20 protein-coding genes are annotated in these 18,913 nt (G+C 59.0%); 5 read left to right on the top strand and 15 right to left on the bottom strand.

Translation table 11 applies throughout. The features are described from left to right. Positions 1-11: 11 nt before the first annotated feature. From ACP15U_RS02325 to ACP15U_RS02310, 4 genes are all read right to left on the bottom strand, one after another. The gene (locus ACP15U_RS02325) at positions 12-395 is read right to left on the bottom strand and encodes an NADH:ubiquinone oxidoreductase subunit NDUFA12 (RefSeq protein WP_425043508.1); all 384 of its coding nucleotides are present in this window, start codon (positions 393-395) and stop codon (positions 12-14) included. A gap of 92 nt (positions 396-487) precedes the next feature. Beyond that, positions 488-850 carry a RidA family protein gene (locus tag ACP15U_RS02320; RefSeq protein WP_425043507.1) on the bottom strand — a complete coding sequence of 121 codons (363 nt, stop codon included), beginning with the start codon at positions 848-850 and terminating at the stop codon, positions 488-490. Positions 851-1,057: 207 nt separating this feature from the next. Beyond that, the gene (gene clpX / locus ACP15U_RS02315) at positions 1,058-2,326 is read right to left on the bottom strand and encodes an ATP-dependent Clp protease ATP-binding subunit ClpX (protein ID WP_425043506.1); all 1,269 of its coding nucleotides are present in this window, start codon (positions 2,324-2,326) and stop codon (positions 1,058-1,060) included. Between the two features lie 185 nt (positions 2,327-2,511). Then, positions 2,512-3,144, bottom strand: coding sequence for an ATP-dependent Clp protease proteolytic subunit (locus ACP15U_RS02310; RefSeq protein WP_425043505.1), 633 nt, complete (start codon positions 3,142-3,144; stop codon positions 2,512-2,514). A 266-nt stretch (positions 3,145-3,410) separates the two neighbouring features. Between ACP15U_RS02310 and ACP15U_RS02305 the strand changes: the two genes are divergently transcribed. Beyond that, positions 3,411-4,415 (top strand): GlxA family transcriptional regulator, encoded by a 1,005-nt coding sequence (locus ACP15U_RS02305; protein WP_425043729.1) that lies wholly within the window; start codon positions 3,411-3,413, stop codon positions 4,413-4,415. 151 nt (positions 4,416-4,566) lie between these two features. On the opposite strand, the gene ACP15U_RS02300 is transcribed toward ACP15U_RS02305, so the two are convergent. From ACP15U_RS02300 to ACP15U_RS02250, 11 genes are all read right to left on the bottom strand, one after another. Then, complete coding sequence (locus ACP15U_RS02300) at positions 4,567-5,829, bottom strand: FCSD flavin-binding domain-containing protein (protein WP_425043504.1); 1,263 nt, start codon at positions 5,827-5,829, stop codon at positions 4,567-4,569. 41 nt (positions 5,830-5,870) lie between these two features. Further along, positions 5,871-6,611 (bottom strand): c-type cytochrome, encoded by a 741-nt coding sequence (locus ACP15U_RS02295; protein WP_425043503.1) that lies wholly within the window; start codon positions 6,609-6,611, stop codon positions 5,871-5,873. Beyond that, a complete protein-coding gene (locus ACP15U_RS02290) occupies positions 6,601-7,656 on the bottom strand; it encodes a c-type cytochrome (protein WP_425043502.1) in 1,056 nt (351 codons plus the stop codon). The genes ACP15U_RS02295 and ACP15U_RS02290 overlap by 11 nt, the downstream gene beginning before the upstream one ends. Next, on the bottom strand, positions 7,640-8,923 hold the full coding sequence (soxC, locus tag ACP15U_RS02285; RefSeq protein WP_425043501.1) for a sulfite dehydrogenase: 1,284 nt from the start codon (positions 8,921-8,923) through the stop codon (positions 7,640-7,642). The genes ACP15U_RS02290 and soxC overlap by 17 nt, the downstream gene beginning before the upstream one ends. A gap of 83 nt (positions 8,924-9,006) precedes the next feature. Continuing rightward, entirely contained in the window at positions 9,007-10,710 is a 1,704-nt protein-coding gene (gene soxB, locus ACP15U_RS02280; protein WP_425043728.1) for a thiosulfohydrolase SoxB, read from the bottom strand. 98 nt (positions 10,711-10,808) lie between these two features. After that, positions 10,809-11,660 carry a sulfur oxidation c-type cytochrome SoxA gene (gene soxA / locus ACP15U_RS02275; protein WP_425043500.1) on the bottom strand — a complete coding sequence of 284 codons (852 nt, stop codon included), beginning with the start codon at positions 11,658-11,660 and terminating at the stop codon, positions 10,809-10,811. Positions 11,661-11,736: 76 nt separating this feature from the next. Then, entirely contained in the window at positions 11,737-12,066 is a 330-nt protein-coding gene (gene soxZ / locus ACP15U_RS02270; RefSeq protein ID WP_425043499.1) for a thiosulfate oxidation carrier complex protein SoxZ, read from the bottom strand. 42 nt (positions 12,067-12,108) lie between these two features. Then, on the bottom strand, positions 12,109-12,525 hold the full coding sequence (gene soxY / locus ACP15U_RS02265) for a thiosulfate oxidation carrier protein SoxY (RefSeq protein ID WP_425043498.1): 417 nt from the start codon (positions 12,523-12,525) through the stop codon (positions 12,109-12,111). 52 nt (positions 12,526-12,577) lie between these two features. Next, on the bottom strand, positions 12,578-13,051 hold the full coding sequence (gene soxX, locus ACP15U_RS02260) for a sulfur oxidation c-type cytochrome SoxX (RefSeq protein ID WP_425043497.1): 474 nt from the start codon (positions 13,049-13,051) through the stop codon (positions 12,578-12,580). Between the two features lie 176 nt (positions 13,052-13,227). Beyond that, complete coding sequence (locus ACP15U_RS02255; RefSeq protein WP_425043496.1) at positions 13,228-13,818, bottom strand: thioredoxin family protein; 591 nt, start codon at positions 13,816-13,818, stop codon at positions 13,228-13,230. 18 nt (positions 13,819-13,836) lie between these two features. After that, positions 13,837-14,574: a cytochrome c biogenesis CcdA family protein gene (locus ACP15U_RS02250; protein WP_425043495.1), complete on the bottom strand. Its 738-nt coding sequence runs from the start codon at positions 14,572-14,574 to the stop codon at positions 13,837-13,839. 108 nt (positions 14,575-14,682) lie between these two features. Here ACP15U_RS02250 and ACP15U_RS02245 point away from each other — a divergent pair, with 108 nt between their 5' ends. From ACP15U_RS02245 to ACP15U_RS02230, 4 genes are all read left to right on the top strand, one after another. Next, entirely contained in the window at positions 14,683-15,060 is a 378-nt protein-coding gene (locus ACP15U_RS02245) for a hypothetical protein (protein ID WP_425043494.1), read from the top strand. Between the two features lie 161 nt (positions 15,061-15,221). Continuing rightward, positions 15,222-15,572 carry an ArsR/SmtB family transcription factor gene (locus ACP15U_RS02240; RefSeq protein WP_425043493.1) on the top strand — a complete coding sequence of 117 codons (351 nt, stop codon included), beginning with the start codon at positions 15,222-15,224 and terminating at the stop codon, positions 15,570-15,572. A gap of 123 nt (positions 15,573-15,695) precedes the next feature. Continuing rightward, positions 15,696-16,754: a YeeE/YedE family protein gene (locus ACP15U_RS02235; RefSeq protein ID WP_425043492.1), complete on the top strand. Its 1,059-nt coding sequence runs from the start codon at positions 15,696-15,698 to the stop codon at positions 16,752-16,754. 90 nt (positions 16,755-16,844) lie between these two features. Next, positions 16,845-18,872: a PhoX family protein gene (locus ACP15U_RS02230; RefSeq protein ID WP_425043491.1), complete on the top strand. Its 2,028-nt coding sequence runs from the start codon at positions 16,845-16,847 to the stop codon at positions 18,870-18,872. The last annotated feature ends 41 nt before the right edge of the window (positions 18,873-18,913 follow it).

The following is an 18,913-nucleotide window of genomic DNA, read 5'->3' as shown; positions in this document are numbered from 1 at the left end:
CATTTCTGCCCTTACTCGGGGCTCCATGCCTCGTAGTCGCGACGCTCAATCGGATCCGCTCGTCGCAGGGACCCGGCAGGAGCATAGGCCAGCGCGGTCCCGGTCAGGTTTTCCTGATGCGGCTGTTCCCAGTCCTTGTGCGCCATTGGCTTGTCAGTAGGCGGTTCGTCCCATGTGCGGTGCAGCCAACCATGCCAGTTGGCATCGATCCTGCTTGCCTCGGCTTCACCATTGAAGATCACCCAGCGCTGACTGTCATCGGCATTGCGGTAGAACACGTTGCCCTGATCATCCTCGCCGACCCTGATCCCCTTGCGCGACGTGTAGATCGCGGTGTTGAGCGTTGACCCGTTCCACCAGGTAACCGCCCGCAAAAGCGTGTTCAGGAGTCCCATGAGATTTCTCCGGCAATTCGTCACTGGCAGATATGGACCATGTGCGCCCCGAGGTCCAGAGCAAGCCTGCACGTCAAATTCGCACATCCCGGTCAATCGGGAGCAAGCGCCGTCACTTCGATCTCGATCCGGTACTTGGGGTCGATCAATCCGCATTCGATCATCGTCGTTACAGGCGGGTTGTCCCCGAACGTTTCCCTGAGGATCGGCCAGCAAGGTTCGAACTCGTGGCGGTCCGGCAAAATATATGTCACCCGCACTACATCGGCGAATGAAGCGCCGGCCTTTTCCAGAGCGGTCCGGATGATCGACAGGGCGGAATGACATTGCTCTACAACACCGTCGCCTTGCCCAACCGTGCCTGCGACATGAACGAAGCCACCGGCCACAACCGTTCTCACGTATCCGACCTTTTGCTCAAACTCTCCCCCCGAGGGTATCCGGGTTATTCGCATTTCATGCTTCCTCCGCTCATGCAGCCATAGCCACATAAACCAATTTTCCTTCTGTTTGAAAACAGATCGCTTGTATCACTCGGAGCAAGCGCAGGCGAATCCGGTCTCTGAACGATCAATCGCAAAACGGCGCGGGTTACACCGCGCCGTTCTTAAATTTTCCAGAAGGCTTCGCAGGGTTTCGGCCTCGCGGGTGTCCGCTTTGCCTTACCCGACCGATGCAGGTTCCTTGTTGGAATCCGCATAGATCATAAGGGGTTGCGCGTCAGAATTCACCGCTTCTTCGTTCACGACCACTTTGGAGACATCGTCCATACCCGGCAGTTCGAACATGGTATCCAACAGGATATCCTCCATGATCGAGCGCAGCCCTCGGGCGCCAGTCTTGCGGTCGATGGCCTTTCTGGCGATGGCCTTCAGCGCATCATCGGTGAAGTCGAGCTCGGTCTCTTCCAGTTCGAACAGGCGTTGGTACTGCTTGACCAACGCGTTCTTCGGCTGGGTCAGAATGGTAACCAGCGCATCCTCATCGAGATCTTCCAACGTTGCCAAAACCGGCAGGCGGCCGACAAATTCCGGGATCAGGCCAAACTTCAGCAGATCTTCCGGCTCCAGCTCCTGGAAAATCTCGCCAACGCCGCGTTCGTCATTGTCACGGACATCTGCCCCGAACCCCATCGCCGAGCCCTTGCCCCTTTGCGCGATGATCTTGTCGAGGCCGGCAAAGGCACCGCCGCAGATGAACAGGATGTTGGTGGTGTCCACTTGCAGGAACTCCTGCTGCGGGTGTTTCCGCCCGCCCTGCGGTGGAACAGATGCAACCGTACCTTCCATCAGCTTCAGCAGAGCCTGCTGGACCCCCTCACCGGACACATCGCGGGTGATTGAGGGATTCTCGGATTTGCGGGTGATCTTGTCGACCTCGTCGATATAGACGATCCCGCGCTGCGCGCGTTCGACATTGTATTCGCTTGCCTGAAGCAGCTTGAGAATGATGTTTTCGACGTCCTCGCCCACATAGCCCGCTTCGGTCAGGGTCGTGGCATCCGCCATCGTAAAGGGCACGTCCAGAATCCTGGCAAGCGTCTGCGCCAACAGCGTCTTACCGCAACCGGTGGGGCCGATCAGCAGGATGTTTGATTTCGCCAGTTCTATTTCACCACCGGCCTTCTGGGCGTGGTTCAGCCGCTTGTAATGGTTATGAACCGCCACCGACAGCACCCGCTTGGCCATCGCCTGCCCGATCACATAGTCGTCAAGCACCTCGCAGATATCCTTGGGGGTCGGAACACCGTCGCTCGACTTCAGGCCGCTGGCCTTTGTCTCTTCGCGGATAATGTCCATGCACAGCTCGACGCACTCATCGCAAATGAACACGGTTGGTCCCGCGATAAGCTTGCGCACCTCATGCTGGCTCTTGCCGCAAAAGCTGCAATAAAGCGTGTTTTTGCTGTCACCGCCTGAATTCGTCGCCATGATCTACCTTTCGGGCCTCGTAACCTGCTCCGTGTCACCAAGGAGGGTCGCAAAAGTTCTTCGCAAGTTCTCTGCCACCAGTTCGGGACAGCTTAGGCCAGCGCTTTGACCTCTACAATCGCAAAAGTGTGTCCGGCCGGGGTGTTCAATCCGGGCCGGGCACCGGTTCTCGGCAGCCTTGCCACTTATTCTTCGGCTTCTCCGCCAATGGCCCGGCTTTCGACGATTTCGTCGATATGGCCCCATTCCTTGGCCTCTTCCGGACTCATGAAATTGTCGCGATCCAACGCCTTTTCAACCGCTTTCTTGCTTTGTCCGGTGTGCTTTACGTAGATATCGTACAGCCGGTCTTTCAGTTTCTGGGTCTCGGCTGCGTGAATCATGATGTCGCTCGCCTGGCCCTGATATCCGCCCGAAGGTTGGTGCACCATGATCCGGCTGTTGGGCAGTGAAAAGCGCATTCCCTTTTCGCCGCCGACCAGCAGCAGCGATCCCATCGAGGCCGCCTGACCGATCACAAGTGTGGAACATTTCGGCTTGATATACTGCATTGTGTCGTAGATCGACAAACCGCTGGTCACCACGCCGCCGGGTGAATTGATATAGATCGAGATCTCTTTTTTCGGATTCTCTGCCTCAAGGTGCAACAACTGGGCGACCACCAGATGGCTCATCCCGTCGTGGATCGGACCGTTGATGAAGATGATCCGCTCCTTCAGCAGGCGCGAGAAGATGTCATAGGCACGCTCCCCCCGGCTGGTCTGTTCGACCACCATTGGGACGAGGGTGTTCATGTAGGTATCAACTGGATCGAACATTGGAAATCCTGCCTGCTCTTTGCGATGGATCGGGACGATACCCGAAGATGGGTTACCTGAGTCTTAGTGTCGGCTCTGAGGGGCTGCAAGGGCCGCAATGCGGATTATCCTGCCGACGCGAAACTATCGCCCAACCCGGGCCCGCTGGCGGGCGCTCTGCAATTGGGGGAATATTGACCATGCCTTACCTCCGGGGCATTCTGGGGACTCCCTTGTCACGCCGTCCCGACCCGGCCGCAACCAACGAGCGCCGTAAAAGCTTTGCCATGATTCGAGATCCGTTCATTCAGAAAGGCGCTTCCGCTAACCTGAGCTTCGACTACGACGGCCCGCCGCTCGGATTCTACTTCGTGTTGCTTCCAAAGACGACGATGCTGGCCTTGGCGGCGGCGATCGAACCGCTTCGGATTGCAAACCAGCTGACCAAGAAGCCGCTCTTTACTTGGCACACAATGACCGAGGACGGCGAACCGGTGATGTGTTCCAACGGGTTGCGTATTACGCCGGACGGACCTCTTGCCCCCCTGCCCGCAGATACCTTTGGATTTGTGTGCGCCGGGGTCGAGCCGGAAGACACCTGCAGCTCTGCGATCCTGAACTGGCTCAGACGCGAAGCCCGGTTCGGCCGTGACCTTGGTGGCATTTGCACCGGTTCTTTTGCCTTGGCGAAAGCCGGCTTGCTGATGGGGCGAAAGTTCACGCTGCACTGGGAAAACCAGCCGGGTTTTCTGGAACTGTTCCCGGATCTGAGCCCCTCTCCGGCCATCTACGAGCGTGACGGGCGGATAACCACCTGCGGCGGTGGAAACGCGTCGATCGACATGATGCTTGCATTGATCGAACAGCGTCACGGCCCCGAACTTGCGATCATGGTCGCAGATATGTGCATCCACATGAGGTCCGGAAACCGGTCGCCGCAGCGATCACAGCATTCCGTGGCAATCGGCAGCAGAAATCCAGTTCTGCTGAAGGCGATCGAGCTGATGGAGTCGGAAATCGAGGAACCACTGTCCATAAAGGAAATCTGCGATCGGCTAAATATATCGCGGAGACAGCTGGAGCGGCTTTTTCAGCGGTATCTCGGTCAGGGGCCAATGGCCTGCTATATGGATCTGCGTCTGTCCCGTGCTTTCACCTATCTCAATGAAACAAAGATGTCGGTGATTGAAATTGCTGCGGCGACAGGTTTTGCGACGACAAGCAATCTGTCACGGCAATTCAAGGCAAAATACGGGGATTCTCCCCACTCGTTCCGCAAGGCTTGGTCTTAGAGCCGGACGCGTTTTGGCGGATCGCACAGTTCTTTGAACGTCAGGAATTGCCCCTGACCCGAAAGCAACAGCATATGAAAACGCATTATCGGGTCAGGGACGGATTGCCTGTTGTCCCGCCGAGGCAACAGGCTAAGGGGCTAAGGGCGGATTAGCCGAACATGTCGCTGGTAATTCCGGCATACCAGCCGATGCTCTCCTCGTAGGTGGCGGCCCGCAGTTCGGCGTTTTCGCCGGTCTGGCTGATGAAACCGTCGACCTTGGCGATCTTCTCCTCAGTTGCCTCGTAGGTCGCCCCGACTTTCACGCCGTCTTCGGTACCGATAAGCGACCAGCAGGTGTTGGAGAACTTGGCCGGGAACATCTTTGATCCGGTCAGGGCCGACCGCACCGCCATTGCTGCCACCTTGGCCTGCGAATTGGCCGAGAATCCAGATTTCGGCATGTCGCCCTGCGCGCTGGCGTCACCCAATACGTGGATGTTCTCGTCCATCCGACTCTGCATGGTGCGCCCGTCGACCGGTGCCCAGTTGCCGTCGGTGATGCCCGCCAGTTCGCAGATCCGGCCTGCCTTCATCGCCGGGATCACGTTGCAGGCATCGACCTTGGTTTCTTCTCCGTCGATCGTGACAGTCATCGCTTCGGGGTCAACCGAAACCACGTCGCCACCAAAATCCGGACCAATCCAGTCGATCATTCCGTCGTAATGCGTGCCCCAACCCTCCTGGAACAGGGCCATCTTGGAGAATTTGGGCTTGGGATCGGCTACGATGATCTTGGCGGTCGGGTTCTTCTGTTTCAGCACATGCGCCACCATCGAGACCCTCTCGTACGGGCCGGGCGGGCAGCGGAACGGGTTCGGCGGGGCAACCATGGCAAAGGTTCCACCTTCGGGCATGGCCTCGATCTGCGCCTTGAGCAGCTCGGACTGCGACCCGGCCTTGTAAGCATGGGGCATCTTGTTCTGCGCCGAAACATCCCAGCCCTCGACCGCGCCTTCGACAAAGTCAATGCCGGGCGACAGGATCAGTCGATCATAAGGCAGCATCGCACCGCCTGCGAGGGTGACTGTCCGGGCATCACGGTCAATCCCCACCGCCCAGTCATGCACCACATTGATTCCGTATTCCGATGCCAGCTTGCCATAGCTGTGAGCAATCGAATTCAGTTCTCGGAAGCCACCGATATAGAGGTTTGAGAAAAAGCAGGTGTAGTAGGTCCGGGTTGGCTCGACGAGCGTAACGTCGATTGCGCCCTTTGAACCCTTGGCGATGTGGCGAGCTGCTGTGGCCCCTCCGGCGCCGCCGCCGATCACCACGACGCGAGGTTTACCCGCACCCAGCACCATCGGGGCCGACAGTGCCGCAGCCGTACCGACCGTGACGCCCAGAAATCCACGTCTGTTCATTGTCATATTGTGTTCCTCCCAAAGAAAAGTGTCTCGCGCCTCAGGGATCACTCCAGCGCGCCAAAATAGGCTGCCAAAGCAGCAATTTCCTCGTCTGACAGCCGCCCCGCCATCATCTGCATGACCGGATGCACCCGGATCTTCCGCTTGTACGCATGCATCGCGAGGACGAAGTCTTCTGCATACCAGCCTGTAATTGCCGGAATTCCGTCGTAGTCCCCACTGGTCTGGTGACAGGTGACGCATTCGGTCGACAAGTACTCGCCGTATTCCGGGTCACCGACGATGGCTAAAATATCGGCATCAAGTTCCACATCCTGCTTCAACGCCGTTGGCGCCGCTTCGGGAATGTCCTGCGGGTTGGATGAAAATCCGCGTAGATAGGCCAGAACATCGCCGCGTTCTACTGGGTCATCCATCCCGCGAAAATCCATGTTGGTGCCAGAGACCAACAACTTGGGATTTGTCAGGTAGGCATCGAGATGCTCTAGATCCCAGACCATGCCATCGCGCCGAGCTCGATAGATCCCCTCGGAATAGGTGAAATCGTCGAACTGGGCGATCGTGCGGTCAAAGATATTGTTCAGATGCGGCCCGGTGCCCGGCTCGGTGCCATGGGCGGCACCGTCCCCGATTGCGTGGCAGCTTCCGCATTTCTGCTGAAACACCCTTTCGCCACGCTCGATGTCGCCAATGCTCGCCGCATGCTCCTCGGCGGCGGCCGGCGCGCAAAACGCAGCCAGTGCCAACCCCGCGGATCCAACGATGCGGGAAACCCTACTGCGCATAGGACTTCAGATAGGCGATGACGGCTTCGACATCCCCGTCTTTCTTGAGACCGGCAAAGGACATCTTGGTGCCCTTCATGTATGCCTTTGGCTTGGTAAGAAAGGCCGCCAGTTCAGCCTCGTCCCAGACCAACCCACCTTCGGCAGCAGCCTTCATCGGCTTGGAGTATTTGAAGCCACCGACCTGCCCAACGGGGGCACCGACAATCCCATTGAGGATCGGGCCGGTCTTGTTTTTGGCCCCGTCCCCCACCTGATGGCAGGCCTTGCACTTCTTGAAGGTCTTCTCACCCTTGGCCACCAATTCCGGGTCAAGAGCGGCCTCCTGCACGGGCGCCGCTTCTGCCGCCGGTTCTGAAACCGGCTCCTCGGCTTTGGCCTCGTCCGCCGGTGCTGCCGCGGCTGCTTCATTGGTTTCTTCCGGCGTCACATCCAGAACCATTGCGCGCATGGTGATCTCGACGCTTTCCTTGCAGTTCTCCATGCAGGGCGCGTCGGTCCAGAAATGCGCCTCGCTGGTGGTTCGGTCATCAATGATGAACCCCTCGGCATTGGGCATCTCGACATCGAAGAAGGTTTCCTTCGACAACTCGAACTCATCATCCACCAGATCGTTGGAATAGAGGATATAGGCAACGATCGCATAAACTTCGTCGGCCGATAGTGTCTGCGCCGCGCCAAAGGGCATCGAGCGGTTCACGTAGTCCCAAGTGGTTGACAGATAGGGCCAGTAGGACCCCACCGTTTTTAGCGGGTCGTCATGGTCCAGCGTGCCCATGCCACCGGCCAGCTTGGGCCAATTGTCCACGCCTTCGGCGAAATCGCCGTGGCAGATGGCGCATTTCTCGGCAAAGACTTCCTCACCGGTGAACACATCGCCCGAACCATCCGGAAGGCCGGCTCCATCGGGGGCGACATCCACATCCCACGCTGCAATTTCCTCGGGCAGAGCCGGACGGCCAAGGCCATACTTCTCGGCAAAGGCAGGCACGGCCATCAGCATTGCCAGCCCGGATGCGGTTATCAGGTTACGATACTTCGACATTTTCCGCCTCTCCGCTGGCCTTCACCCACCAGGTCTGGATCGAGTTGTTGTGGTAGATCGAGTTCAATCCGCGCACTTCGCGCAGCTGCGCTTTGGTTGGCTGCACGTAACCGGAACTGTCGCGGGCACGGCTTTGCAGCAGCATCTCGGACCCGTCCCAGTTGATATCGAGGTAAAACCGCGTCAGCGCCTTATCTGTCCCGGGTGCGCCCAGACGCGCTTCTTGCCACGTCTTACCGCCATCGATTGAAACATCGACACCCGTTATCGAACCCCGGCCCGACCACGCAAGTCCGGTGATAACCAGTGGGCCGGGACCATGAGTGATTGGCGATTGCGGGCTGGGCGAGGTGACGACGGATTTCGCGTCCATCTCCCACGTCCATTTCCGGCTAACGCCGTTTTCCAGCGTGTCGGTGTATTTCGAGGTCTCCTCGCGGCTTTCAATCGCCTGATCGGTCACTTCGATCCGGCGCAGCCACTTGATCCACATGTTGCCTTCCCAACCCGGCACCACGAGGCGCACAGGATAACCGTGCTCCATGCGCAAGGCCTCGCCATTGGCCTTGAAAGCGACCAGCACATCATCCAGCGCCTTTTCCATTGGGATCGAGCGGCCATTCGAAGAAGCATCGGCGCCTTCGACATAGACCCACTTGTCCTTGAAGTCGCCCGCAGCGCCCAGCCCGGCCTCTTCCAGCAAGGTGCGTAGGGAAACCCCTGAGTATTCCATGTTGTGGATCATGCCGTGGGTGAATTGTGCGCCGTTGAGCTGCGCACCGGCCCATTCCATGCCCGAATTTGCGGCACATTCGCAGAAGTAAACGTGATTTTCGCGCGGGAAGCGTTCGAGATCGGCATAGGTAAACACCAGAGGCGTATCCACCAGCCCGTTGATCATCAGCCGATAATCTTCTTTGCGCAGCTCGATGGCTCCGGAATGGTGCCGCTCAAAGGCGCAACCTTGCGGCGTTATCGTTCCATCCAGTGCGTGGATCGGCGTAAAGTTGATCGAGCTGATCGTGTCAGCCGTCAGCCATTCCACGTTGCGCCGCACGACATCCTTTTCAAACTCGATGGGAAGGCCATAGGGGGTCGCGTCAACACCTTCGCCGGTGCCCGAGGCCCAGTCCTGCAGTTCTGTAATCAGCGGGTCCGGTCCCGCCGCCCTAGCTGCCCCCGCGGCGACGGCCCCTGCCCCCGCAGCCGCAGCGCCGGTCAGAAACTGCCTGCGCGACGGGGCAATTTTCTTCGAGTTCTCACTCATCTCGGTTTTGCCTCCTGAAATTCTTGCTTTCACTGGCGTGAATTAACGGTTCAAATGTTACTTCGGTCCGCAGCCGCAGGCGCTCAGGCACCCACAACGTTGACCGAGTTGTTCGGATCAAGGGTGACGGTACCCTGTTTGCGAATATGGCTTTCCACCACATCCCAGATCGGCGGGCCTTCGGTGCCTTCGTTAACGCTGGCCCAACCCGCAACCATGTAGGTCTTGGCCGGATCAATGGCCTCGCCGGATTTGAGCAATGTCATCTCCGAAATCCGCTCACCCGCGGGCTTGTTGATGTCGATGCGGTAGCCCATGCCGCCGATGCGCACCATGTCACCGCCCTGCTGGTAGTAAGGATCGGGATTGAAGATGTTGTCTGCCACATCCTCGAGGATCACCTTGATGAATTCACCGGTCATTTCCGTGCGGTAGGCTTCGCCATAGCTCATCGAGGTAACGTTCCAGATATCCTCGCGGGTGATGTCCTGCCCCGGCAGGATCGACGGCCCCCAGCGCACGCCGGGCGACATGGCAATGTCCGCCTCGCGCTCGGAAATCAGGGCATCGCAGATCAGATCGTCCCATGTGCCGTTAAAATTGCCACGACGATAGAGCAGCGCGTTTTCGTCAGTGCGGCCGATCACCTCTTTCAACTGGTCCGCATAGGGTGCGCGCTGCTCGTCGATCAGTTTGGTGATCATCGGGTCAGGTGCGATCACGTCCGAAAAGATCGGGATCAACTTGTGCTTGAGACCCATCATCTTGCCGTCGCGCACGTCCAGATCGACACGGGAAACGAATTTGCCATTGCTGCCGGAAGCAATGATATGGGTCTGGCCCACCAGCACCGGTTCGGGCAGCGCGTCATGGGTATGGCCCGACAGGATCACGTCGATACCGCTGACAACTCCGGCCATCTTCTTGTCCACGTCGAATCCGTTGTGGGACAGAACGACAACGACATCGGCCCCCATGTCACGGACTTCGTCCACCATCGCCTGCATGTTCTCGTCGCGGATGCCAAAGCTGTATTCCGGGAACATCCAGCGCGGATTGGCGATGGGCATGTAAGGGAAAGCCTGACCGATCACGGCCACTTTGGCCCCGCCTCTGTCAAAGAATTTGTAGGGTTTGAACAGTTCGGCTGGCTCGTCCCACTCGGCGTCAAAGATGTTCTGGCCCAGCGCCGCAAAGGGGAGCCCCTCGACGATCTCGTTCACCCGGTCCGATCCCAGCGTGAACTCCCAATGGAAAGTCATCGCGTCCGGCTTCAGAGCGTTCATCACGTTGACCATGTCCTGGCCTTGGGTGTGATGGCATGTGTAAGAGCCGTGCCATGTGTCTCCGCCGTCAAACAGCAGCGCATCCGGACGATCCGCGCGGATGGCGTTGATTATGGTGGCCACACGATCCAGCCCGCCGACCCGGCCATAACCCCTGGCCAGCGACGAGAAGTCATCATACGTCAGCGCGTAATGCGAGGGCGACCCGTCGGCGATCCCGTAAGCCTTGCGGAAATCCGCGCCGGTGACATGGGGCATCTGCCCCTTTGCGGGACCAACCCCCAGGTTCACTTCGGGTTCGCGAAAGAAAATCGGCTTGAGCTGGGCGTGAATGTCAGTGATGTGGATCAGGCTGATGTTGCCGAACGTGTCGAACTCTAGCAGCTGATCCTGCGTTAGCGATTGTTGCGCAGCGAGCCGCGCCCAGTTGCCGAAGCCCGACGCCCCGACAAGGGCCGAGGCTGCCATGGAGACCTGTAGAAAATCACGACGCGAGATCATCTGGATCAGCTTTCCCGATTTAAGATGCGACATATTCGCATGTTTGAATTTTATCTATGCAGGAAACCCCGAGCCGGTTGCGGCACGGGGTTTCAAGTTTAGTTGCGGACAGAAGGTCCTTCGACCGACAGGCCATTGCCGCGCGAGGCAACATACAGTTCAAGCGCTACGAAATCCGGGCTTCCGGGCTTGAACGTCTCGGCGCGTGTATCGCGGACACAACCCTTGAAGCGTGCGTGGACTGTGTTGATCTTGGCGTTCTTCAACCGATAGGTCGGAAACCCGTTGATCTGCCCTTGGCTCAGATGGTCAGCGCGGATCATGTTGCCATAGTTTTCTTCGTGGCAAGATGCGCAGCTGAGATCCAGCTGACCGGTGCGTGTGTAGTAGAGCTCCTTGCCATCTTCCCACGTGGCCTCGGCCGGGCCGTCGATCGCCACGTTCACAGGCATGCCGCGAGACTGCACCGAGATCAGGGCTTCCATCGAAGCCATGTCACCACCGGTATACTTCCACTTTTTGGCCTTCATGCCGTTCTCGCGGCAATCGTTGATCTGCATGGCCATCGTATAGACCTGCTCACGCTCGTCATTCCACTTGGGATAGACGGCACGGACGCCCTTCATGCTGTCCTCGACGCTGTCGTGGCATGAAGCGCACGACTTGCCGGCCTCGCCCTCAACGGCTTCCCACTGCTCCATGGCCTGATCGACAAAAACCATGGCCGGGTTATCGAAATCATCCATCTGCAGGGCCTGTGTTTCGTCCGAGCGAAAATGCCAGCCCGACATCACCTCATCGACTGCATCCGCCAGATGCGCCGGCGCGGCGGTCTTGGTAACCATCTCGATCTCGTCATTGACAACCAACTTGTCGTCATCAGCGCCAGCCATCGCCGAAAGAGGCGCCGCAGCCAAAATGGCAATTGCGGTCATTGCCTTGTAATTCATCCCATTTCCTCCCTTGGGTGGTTGGCCCCACCCCGGCCCGAAGGCCGGAACAAGGCACGAGGTCTGCCTTTCGGGGTCAGGCAATCGCGACCGATTTCTTGGCGTCGTAGACCGAACCGTCGTCGTCGTACCAGGTGAAAACAAAGTCACCTGCCTCGGGCACAGTGGCCTCGAACTGGAAGTACGGGTTGGTCGAAATCGCCGGTTCCATCGTCACATCGAGAACGGTCTTGCCGTTGAACTCGCAGGTGAAGCGGTTGATGATCGAGCGCGGGATCAGGTTGCCTTCTTTGTCCTTGCGCTGGCCGCTTTCCATCTTGTGACTGATCAGGGTTTTGATCGTGATCGCCTCGCCGGCAGCGGCGGTTTTCGGGACTTTGACGCGGGGTTTAACTCCGGATGCCATGTCTGAATTCTCCTTGGTCTCGGGTCGTGGTCAGGGCGGCAATCAGCCGCCGCAGCCCCCGATGGTCACTTTCACGGTCGAGCTGGCCTTGGCAAAACTTCCGTCGGCGAGTTTGGCGATGGCCACAACATCCTGTGTGCCCGCCAGACGGATCCGGGTCGACGCGGCCTGCACGGCGGCCAGTTCGCCAAAGTTGAACGTGGCAACGCCCGGTGTCGGATTGCCGGTGGCCAGCAGCATGATCGCCGAGGCGCCGGGGGCGGCCACTTCGATCGGAACCGTATTGCCATTCTCGGCGATTTCAGGGGCAGTCAGGGTCACACCGCCCTCGGCCATGTCGGCACCGCCGGTGAATTCGGCGATCATGTCATCGGTCGCAGCGTTCACCCGCAGGGGCAGCACGGTCAGGGCCGCTGCGCCGAGGGCAAGGCCCAGGGTGTCACGACGTGAGAAATCCATTCTCTTTCTCCTTTACAATTCAATTCGGCCAGGCTTGTCCGGACCGGGCGTGTTACTCTTTCAATGTCGCGAGGAACGCGACCACATCTTCGATTTCCTGAGCGCTCAACAGCGGGTCGAGAGGCCCCTTGGCCGCCTCGCCTGTGTAAGCGTCGCCAGGGCGATTAAAGCCGTCCACCTTGTAAAAGGCAGGCATTACAGTGCCCTCGAACACCACTTTCGGGTTCGCCAGCAGACCGCGCAGTTCGGCTTCGGTCCAGCGATCACCGGCACCATCCAGCGACGGTCCGACTTCGCCGTGGAACGGTACGTCCGCAAGCGCCGATACCTGATGGCAGGCAATGCAGTTGCCGTGTTTTTTGGATCCGACGACCATAGCACCGTTGGCTGCATCGCCGGCCTGACCGGAAAGCGACATTTCAACGGCACCGTCTTCGGTGAACTTGATGTCCTTGGGGCTGACCTCGGCGGCGGTTGCAGCCCCGCCGACCAGCGCGGCGGCCACTGTCAGAATAGTTAGTTTCATGGATCCTCCCATTGGCTGCCACGCGCAGCGCGGCGAGTTGGCTTTGCATACCGTAGGCTACCGGACCGCATTAACGCAACAACAAATTCACGAATGTGAATTATTATAATCTTTTGTCGCAGGTAGCGTCAGTTTTCCGAAAGTTTCACGTCCTCGCCGAAGATCAGGATCGCCGATTAGCGCGTATCCCCGTCGTTCCGCTCACGAATCATCCGGGCGTGATAACGCTGGAAGTCTTCTTCCGACTGGTCGAGGTAGCGTTTCTCGGCAACCCAGGTCAGCATGTCCAAGGTCGTTCCGGCTGCAAATGCTCCGGGCATGACCGCAACGGCCTGTTGCACCGCAGGTTTGCTCTCGTCCAGTTCGGTCGGAAAAAAGATCATTGTGGGCGTGAACAACACCCCCCATTTCCGGGCCGCCGCCTTTTCCGAAAGCGCTTCGCCGTCGGCGTCCACGAGTTCGGTATCGCCGTGCAGATTGATCTGAACCGGGAAATAGATCTCCTCAAGCATCGCTTTTACCCTCGGGTCGGTAAATGTGTTCTCATGCATGTCCCGACAATACAGGCAGCCTCGTTGCTCAACGATCAGCATCAGGCGCTTGCCTTCTGCCTGCGCCTCGGCAAAATCCTCCTGAATGTCCTTGAACGTGTCTCGCATCCAATCGGCTTTGTGGAGCCCGTCATCCCCCAGTTCGGCTGCAGTCGCACATGCCCCAAAAGCGATGGCGAAACAAAGAGACAAAGCCCTTATTGCAATCCGTTTCATGTTCTCCTCCCCTTATCTTCAGCCGAGATTTGCAAACCCCGGCACCCAGCGGATCATGGCATCCGCAATCAGGTTCACACCGCCGGTTGCGATGAGAACGGCAAACACGATCAGCATCACCCCCATGCCCTTCTCGACCCATGCAAAGGCTGCTCGGTGACGCTGAACAAACGCCAGGAATGGTCGGGCAAACAGGGCCGCAATCACAAACGGGGCGGTCATGCCCACCCCATAGACAAACAACAGCACGGCCCCGCGCCAGATATCTCCCATGCCGCTGGCGATCATCAGGATAGCGGCCAGCGCCGGTCCGACGCAGGGGGTCCAACCAAAGCCGAAGGCCAATCCCATAAGGTAGGCCCCCAAAGCCGAGGAGGCCTCGGCGCTGCTTTCCAAACGCGCCTCGCGATAGAGCAGCGGAACCCTGACCACGCCCAGAAAATGCAGCCCGAAAAGTAGCAGAATCGCTGCAGCGACATAGGACAAGGGCTGCAGATACTGCCCGAACAACTGACCAAGCGCCGTCGCCCCCATGCCAAGCAGCATGAACACGGTGGTGACACCGGCCGCAAACAGGACCGCCGAGCCGAGCAGACGCCGCTGGGCTCCCGGCGCTATTCCGCCGTCTGCACGCAACTCAGCCATGCTGAGCCCGCCGAGGTAGCACAGATAGAACGGGACCATGGGCAGAACGCAGGGCGTGAAAAAACTCAACAAACCGGCGAAACCGGCCCCAAGCAGAGAAATCTCGAGCATGATTGCGCCTTTTCACGTGTCGCTCCGCAGTCGGGTTTCGGCCTGCGGCTTGAATCATTCACACATTCAAATTATGTTGTGTGTCAACCAAACGTCAACGGATTCCCTATGCCGGTCCTGAAAACTCTGCTCTCGCCACTTCTGGCAATTGCCCTCGCCTTGCCTGTGGCTGCGGCAGAGCTGGTGATGGTCGAACAGACTGGTTGCGAATGGTGCGCCCGCTGGAACGAAGAGATCGCGCCGGCCTATCCGAAGACGCGTGAGGGTCGGTTTGCCCCCTTGCGGCGAGTCGACCTGCGAGCCATGCCCCCGGATCTCGAGGTTTCGCGGCGGGTGGTTTTCACCCCGACGTTCTTAGTGGTCGAGAACGAGCAGGAAATCGGACGGCTCGAAGGATATCCGGGTGAGGATTTCTTTTGGCCGTTGCTGGAACAGCTGCTCGAAGACACGACCGAATTCGAGCAATTCGAGGCGACGGGCGGATAGGGTACGAGTGATGCAGGCCTACATCGACGGGCGGGTTTCTCCCCGCGAAGCGGTGGAACTGAAAATATCTATGATATAAACGGCGATCGGTGGCCGACCGCCAACAAGACACAAGACTCAATGACTCCCGGAACAGGTCCGGGTCAGGGAAAGCAGGACAGATGGGACTTCCTCAGTTTTCGACAGACATGTCCGAGGACGAACTGGACAAGATGGTCACCAACGCCACCACGGCATCGAACTTCCTCAAGGCGATCAGCCACGAGGGCAGATTGATGATCCTGTGTCATCTTGTGACCGGAGAGAAGTCGGTGACAGAGTTGGAAGAGTTGCTTTCAGCCCGGCAAGCCGCGGTATCGCAACAACTGTCGCGCCTGCGTCTGGAAGGTCTTGTCGTGCCGCGCCGAGATGGCAAGGCAATCTACTACAGTCTCGCCGACGAACGTCCGCGCCGTATTCTCGAGGTTGTCTACGACCTGTTCTGCGCACAGGACGAGGCAAAGAACGACTAGGGCTACAACTCTTCAACACGGATCTTGCGGCCACCCTGATTGGCTCCGCCTGCCTCTCGGCTTGACCACCTGCCCCGTATGCAGCATCGTGAATGAGTTCCGGAGGCCGGCGGGGGAAGTGGCATGCCAGAGTTTCTGACAGATCATCAGACCGTGGCCGCAATCGGCCTGATCGGTGGCATATTGCTCGGTCTTGCCGCCCGGCTGGGACGGTTCTGCACGCTCGGCGCGATCGAAGATCTTCTCTATGGCGGTTCGGACACCCGATTGCGCATGTGGGCGCTGGCGATTGGAACCGCTGTGATCGGGTCTTTTTCGCTGATCGGTTTCGGCCTGCTCGACCCGGGACAGAGTTTCTATCTGTCGATCCGCTGGATGCCGATGGCCTCAATTGTTGGCGGGCTGATGTTTGGATATGGAATGGCACTGTCCGGAAATTGCGGCTACGGCGCCATTGCACGGCTGGGCGGAGGCGACCTGCGCTCCTTCGTGATCGTGCTGGTGATGGGTGTCTCGACCTATGTAGTGCTCAGCGGACCGCTGGCCCCGGTTCGGAACTTCTTCTTTGAACAGGTCGAAGTAACGTCGGAGGTTCCACCCGGCCTGGCCCATCATGCTGCGGTGTTGACCGGGTTGTCGGTTTCAACAATCGGGGTCGCGGTGGGCCTTTTCTTCGTCGCGGCCGCGCTTTGGTCGCGCGAGCTGCGTCGCGATTTCAGCGCTGTTTTCTGGTCCGTCGTCGTGGGGATGGCGATCATCTCGGGCTGGGCAGGAACCCAATGGGTGGCGGATAACGGGTTCGAAGCCTTGCCAGTGGTGTCGCACAGTTTTTCGGCGCCGGTGGGTGAAACGATTCTCTATTCCATGACCGGAAGCCTCCGCCCGATCTCTTTTGCCGTGGGCTCGATTGCCGGTGTCTGGTGCGGTGCGTTCATCGGATCGCTGATCAAAGGCCATTTCCGGTGGGAGGCCTGTGAGGATCCCCGCGAACTGCGACGCCAGATTCTGGGCGCGGGCATCATGGGGGTCGGCGCGGTTCTGGCGATGGGATGCACCGTCGGGCAAGGCATGTCCGCCTTCAGCCTGCTTGCGATCAGTGCGCCAGTTACCTTCCTGTCGATCTTTGCCGGGGCCGCCTTCGGCTTGCGTCAGTTGATCGAAGGCTTTCGGATCGCCGAGTAAAACCTCCGGCTTTCCCAATTCACCTCGACAGGTCCTGCGCGACCGCTAGACATATCCGACATCCATCAACCACCGGGCAGACCACTCCTCATGGATCGCAAGGACATCATCAACGACCCCGACATCGGCAACAAAGCGGAGGCCTACGAAGCCTTTGACGACATTCCGCTCAACCCCGGCCCATTGAATACCATCGGGGACGTGATTCAAGACCGCTTCGGACGTCGCGACCTGTTGCGCGGGGTGCTGGGCGTATCGGCCTCGGCGGCATTGTTCGGCTCCGCGGCCGTTTTACCGCAACCGGCTTGTGCTTCGGGTAGTAGCGAGTCGCGCTTCCGGTTTGACGAGCTGGGTGCGGGCAACGACGAAACGCATCACGTGGCTGACGGCTACGACGCCAACATCCTTCTGCGTTGGGGCGACCCGATTTTTGCTGATGCACCTGAGTTCGACGTGATGAACCAAACCGTCGAAGCCCAGCTGGGGCAATTCGGGTACAACAACGACTTTGTCGGCTTCACACCTCTGAACGAAGACGGCAGCCGTGGTCTGCTTTGCGTGAATCACGAATACACCAACGAAGAGATGATGTTCCCCGGCCTTGGCAGGCAGGACAAGGACAATTTCGCCGGCATGAGTCCCGCGCTTGCCGACATTGAAATGGCCGCCCATGGCGGCAGTGTTGTCGAGGTTGCGCGCGCCACGGATGGCAAATGGTCTGTGGTTCGTTCAAGCCGGATGAATCGTCGGATCACGCCTCTGACAACGCGGATGGACATCGACGGTCCGGCGGCAGGGCATGCACGGATGACAACCAGCGAAGATTCATCAGGCCGCTCTGTTGTCGGAACGCTCAACAACTGCGCGGGCGGGATGACCCCCTGGGACACCTGGCTGATGGCAGAAGAGAATTTCCACGGTTATTTCTGGACCGACACAAGAGATGCCGAGGGCAGGCCCGACCTGTCAGGACATGCTGATTCGGCTTCCAAGAAACGCTATGGCATCCCGGGAGGCTGGTATGCGTGGGGCCGGTTCCACGACAGGTTCAACATTGATCGAGAGCCGAACGAATCCAATCGGTTCGGATGGGTTGTTGAAGTCGACCCGCGAAACCCGGATGCGCCGCCGGTAAAGCATACCGCACTGGGCCGGTTCCGGCATGAAGGCGCTGAAACCACGATTGCCCGGACCGGGCAGCTGGTCGTTTACATGGGTGATGATGCCCGGTTTGACTATGTCTACAAATATGTGTCCAACGGCACAGTGTCCGAGGACCGCTCTGCCAATTCCAGACTACTCAGCGACGGTATCCTGTATGCGGCACGGTTCGATGCAGACGGGTCACTGCACTGGCTGCCGCTTGTTCATGGCCATGGGCCGCTGACACCAAAAAACGGGTTCGAGAGTCAGGCCGATGTCCTGATCGACTCGCGGCTGGCGGCCGACGCGCTGGGGGCTACACCCATGGATCGGCCCGAAGATGTCCAGCCACGCGGCGATGGCACCGCCTTTGTCATGCTGACCAACAATTCCCGCCGCAAGCCCGGGCAGGTCGACGCCGCCAATCCCCGGGCAAAATCCCGTTTTGGCCATATCATCGCAATCAGCGAGCAGGATGGCGACCACGCGGCGTTGCGCGGCACATGGTCGATCCTTGTTAAATGCGGGGATCCTGCCGCTGCCGATGTCGGGGCGATGTGGAACCCCGAAACCAGCCACGACGGTTGGTTCGCCTCGCCCGACAATTGCGAAATCGACGCCGATGGAAGGCTCTGGGTGGCGACCGATCAGGGCAGCAGGTGGAACAAGACCGGAAAGTCAGACGGTCTCTACAGTGTCGAGACCGAAGGTGCGTTGCGCGGACACGCCAAACTGTTTTTTCGGTGCCCGGTTGGTGCCGAGCTATGCGGCCCGCGCTTCGCGCCAGACGGTGAAACCCTGTTTCTTGCGGTTCAACATCCCGGCACAGATGGAACGCGCGCACTCAAAGGCTTCGAACGCGCCTCGACATTCGAAGATCCGGCCACCCGCTGGCCAGATTTCCGGGACGACATGCCTCCGCGCCCGTCGATCGTGGTTGTGACCAAACGTGGCGGCGGCAAGATCGCCGTCTGATCGCGCCCCTGTAACCCTTGGATTGCAGCAGCTTGCATGGC

It is taken from the genome of Primorskyibacter sp. S87, assembly GCF_049801055.1.
In the GTDB taxonomy this organism is placed as follows: domain Bacteria; phylum Pseudomonadota; class Alphaproteobacteria; order Rhodobacterales; family Rhodobacteraceae; genus JBNAGF01.
This window is presented reverse-complemented; position numbering and strand designations above follow the sequence as displayed.

Coding starts and splice junctions, on each gene's coding strand:
- ACP15U_RS02325 (WP_425043508.1), bottom strand. CDS start 395: ATGGGACTCCTGAACACGCTTTTGCGGGCGGTTACCTGGTGGAACGGG.
- ACP15U_RS02320 (WP_425043507.1), bottom strand. CDS start 850: ATGCGAATAACCCGGATACCCTCGGGGGGAGAGTTTGAGCAAAAGGTC.
- clpX (WP_425043506.1), bottom strand. CDS start 2,326: ATGGCGACGAATTCAGGCGGTGACAGCAAAAACACGCTTTATTGCAGC.
- ACP15U_RS02310 (WP_425043505.1), bottom strand. CDS start 3,144: ATGTTCGATCCAGTTGATACCTACATGAACACCCTCGTCCCAATGGTG.
- ACP15U_RS02305 (WP_425043729.1), top strand. CDS start 3,411: ATGATTCGAGATCCGTTCATTCAGAAAGGCGCTTCCGCTAACCTGAGC.
- ACP15U_RS02300 (WP_425043504.1), bottom strand. CDS start 5,829: ATGACAATGAACAGACGTGGATTTCTGGGCGTCACGGTCGGTACGGCT.
- ACP15U_RS02295 (WP_425043503.1), bottom strand. CDS start 6,611: ATGCGCAGTAGGGTTTCCCGCATCGTTGGATCCGCGGGGTTGGCACTG.
- ACP15U_RS02290 (WP_425043502.1), bottom strand. CDS start 7,656: ATGTCGAAGTATCGTAACCTGATAACCGCATCCGGGCTGGCAATGCTG.
- soxC (WP_425043501.1), bottom strand. CDS start 8,923: ATGAGTGAGAACTCGAAGAAAATTGCCCCGTCGCGCAGGCAGTTTCTG.
- soxB (WP_425043728.1), bottom strand. CDS start 10,710: ATGATCTCGCGTCGTGATTTTCTACAGGTCTCCATGGCAGCCTCGGCC.
- soxA (WP_425043500.1), bottom strand. CDS start 11,660: ATGAATTACAAGGCAATGACCGCAATTGCCATTTTGGCTGCGGCGCCT.
- soxZ (WP_425043499.1), bottom strand. CDS start 12,066: ATGGCATCCGGAGTTAAACCCCGCGTCAAAGTCCCGAAAACCGCCGCT.
- soxY (WP_425043498.1), bottom strand. CDS start 12,525: ATGGATTTCTCACGTCGTGACACCCTGGGCCTTGCCCTCGGCGCAGCG.
- soxX (WP_425043497.1), bottom strand. CDS start 13,051: ATGAAACTAACTATTCTGACAGTGGCCGCCGCGCTGGTCGGCGGGGCT.
- ACP15U_RS02255 (WP_425043496.1), bottom strand. CDS start 13,818: ATGAAACGGATTGCAATAAGGGCTTTGTCTCTTTGTTTCGCCATCGCT.
- ACP15U_RS02250 (WP_425043495.1), bottom strand. CDS start 14,574: ATGCTCGAGATTTCTCTGCTTGGGGCCGGTTTCGCCGGTTTGTTGAGT.
- ACP15U_RS02245 (WP_425043494.1), top strand. CDS start 14,683: ATGCCGGTCCTGAAAACTCTGCTCTCGCCACTTCTGGCAATTGCCCTC.
- ACP15U_RS02240 (WP_425043493.1), top strand. CDS start 15,222: ATGGGACTTCCTCAGTTTTCGACAGACATGTCCGAGGACGAACTGGAC.
- ACP15U_RS02235 (WP_425043492.1), top strand. CDS start 15,696: ATGCCAGAGTTTCTGACAGATCATCAGACCGTGGCCGCAATCGGCCTG.
- ACP15U_RS02230 (WP_425043491.1), top strand. CDS start 16,845: ATGGATCGCAAGGACATCATCAACGACCCCGACATCGGCAACAAAGCG.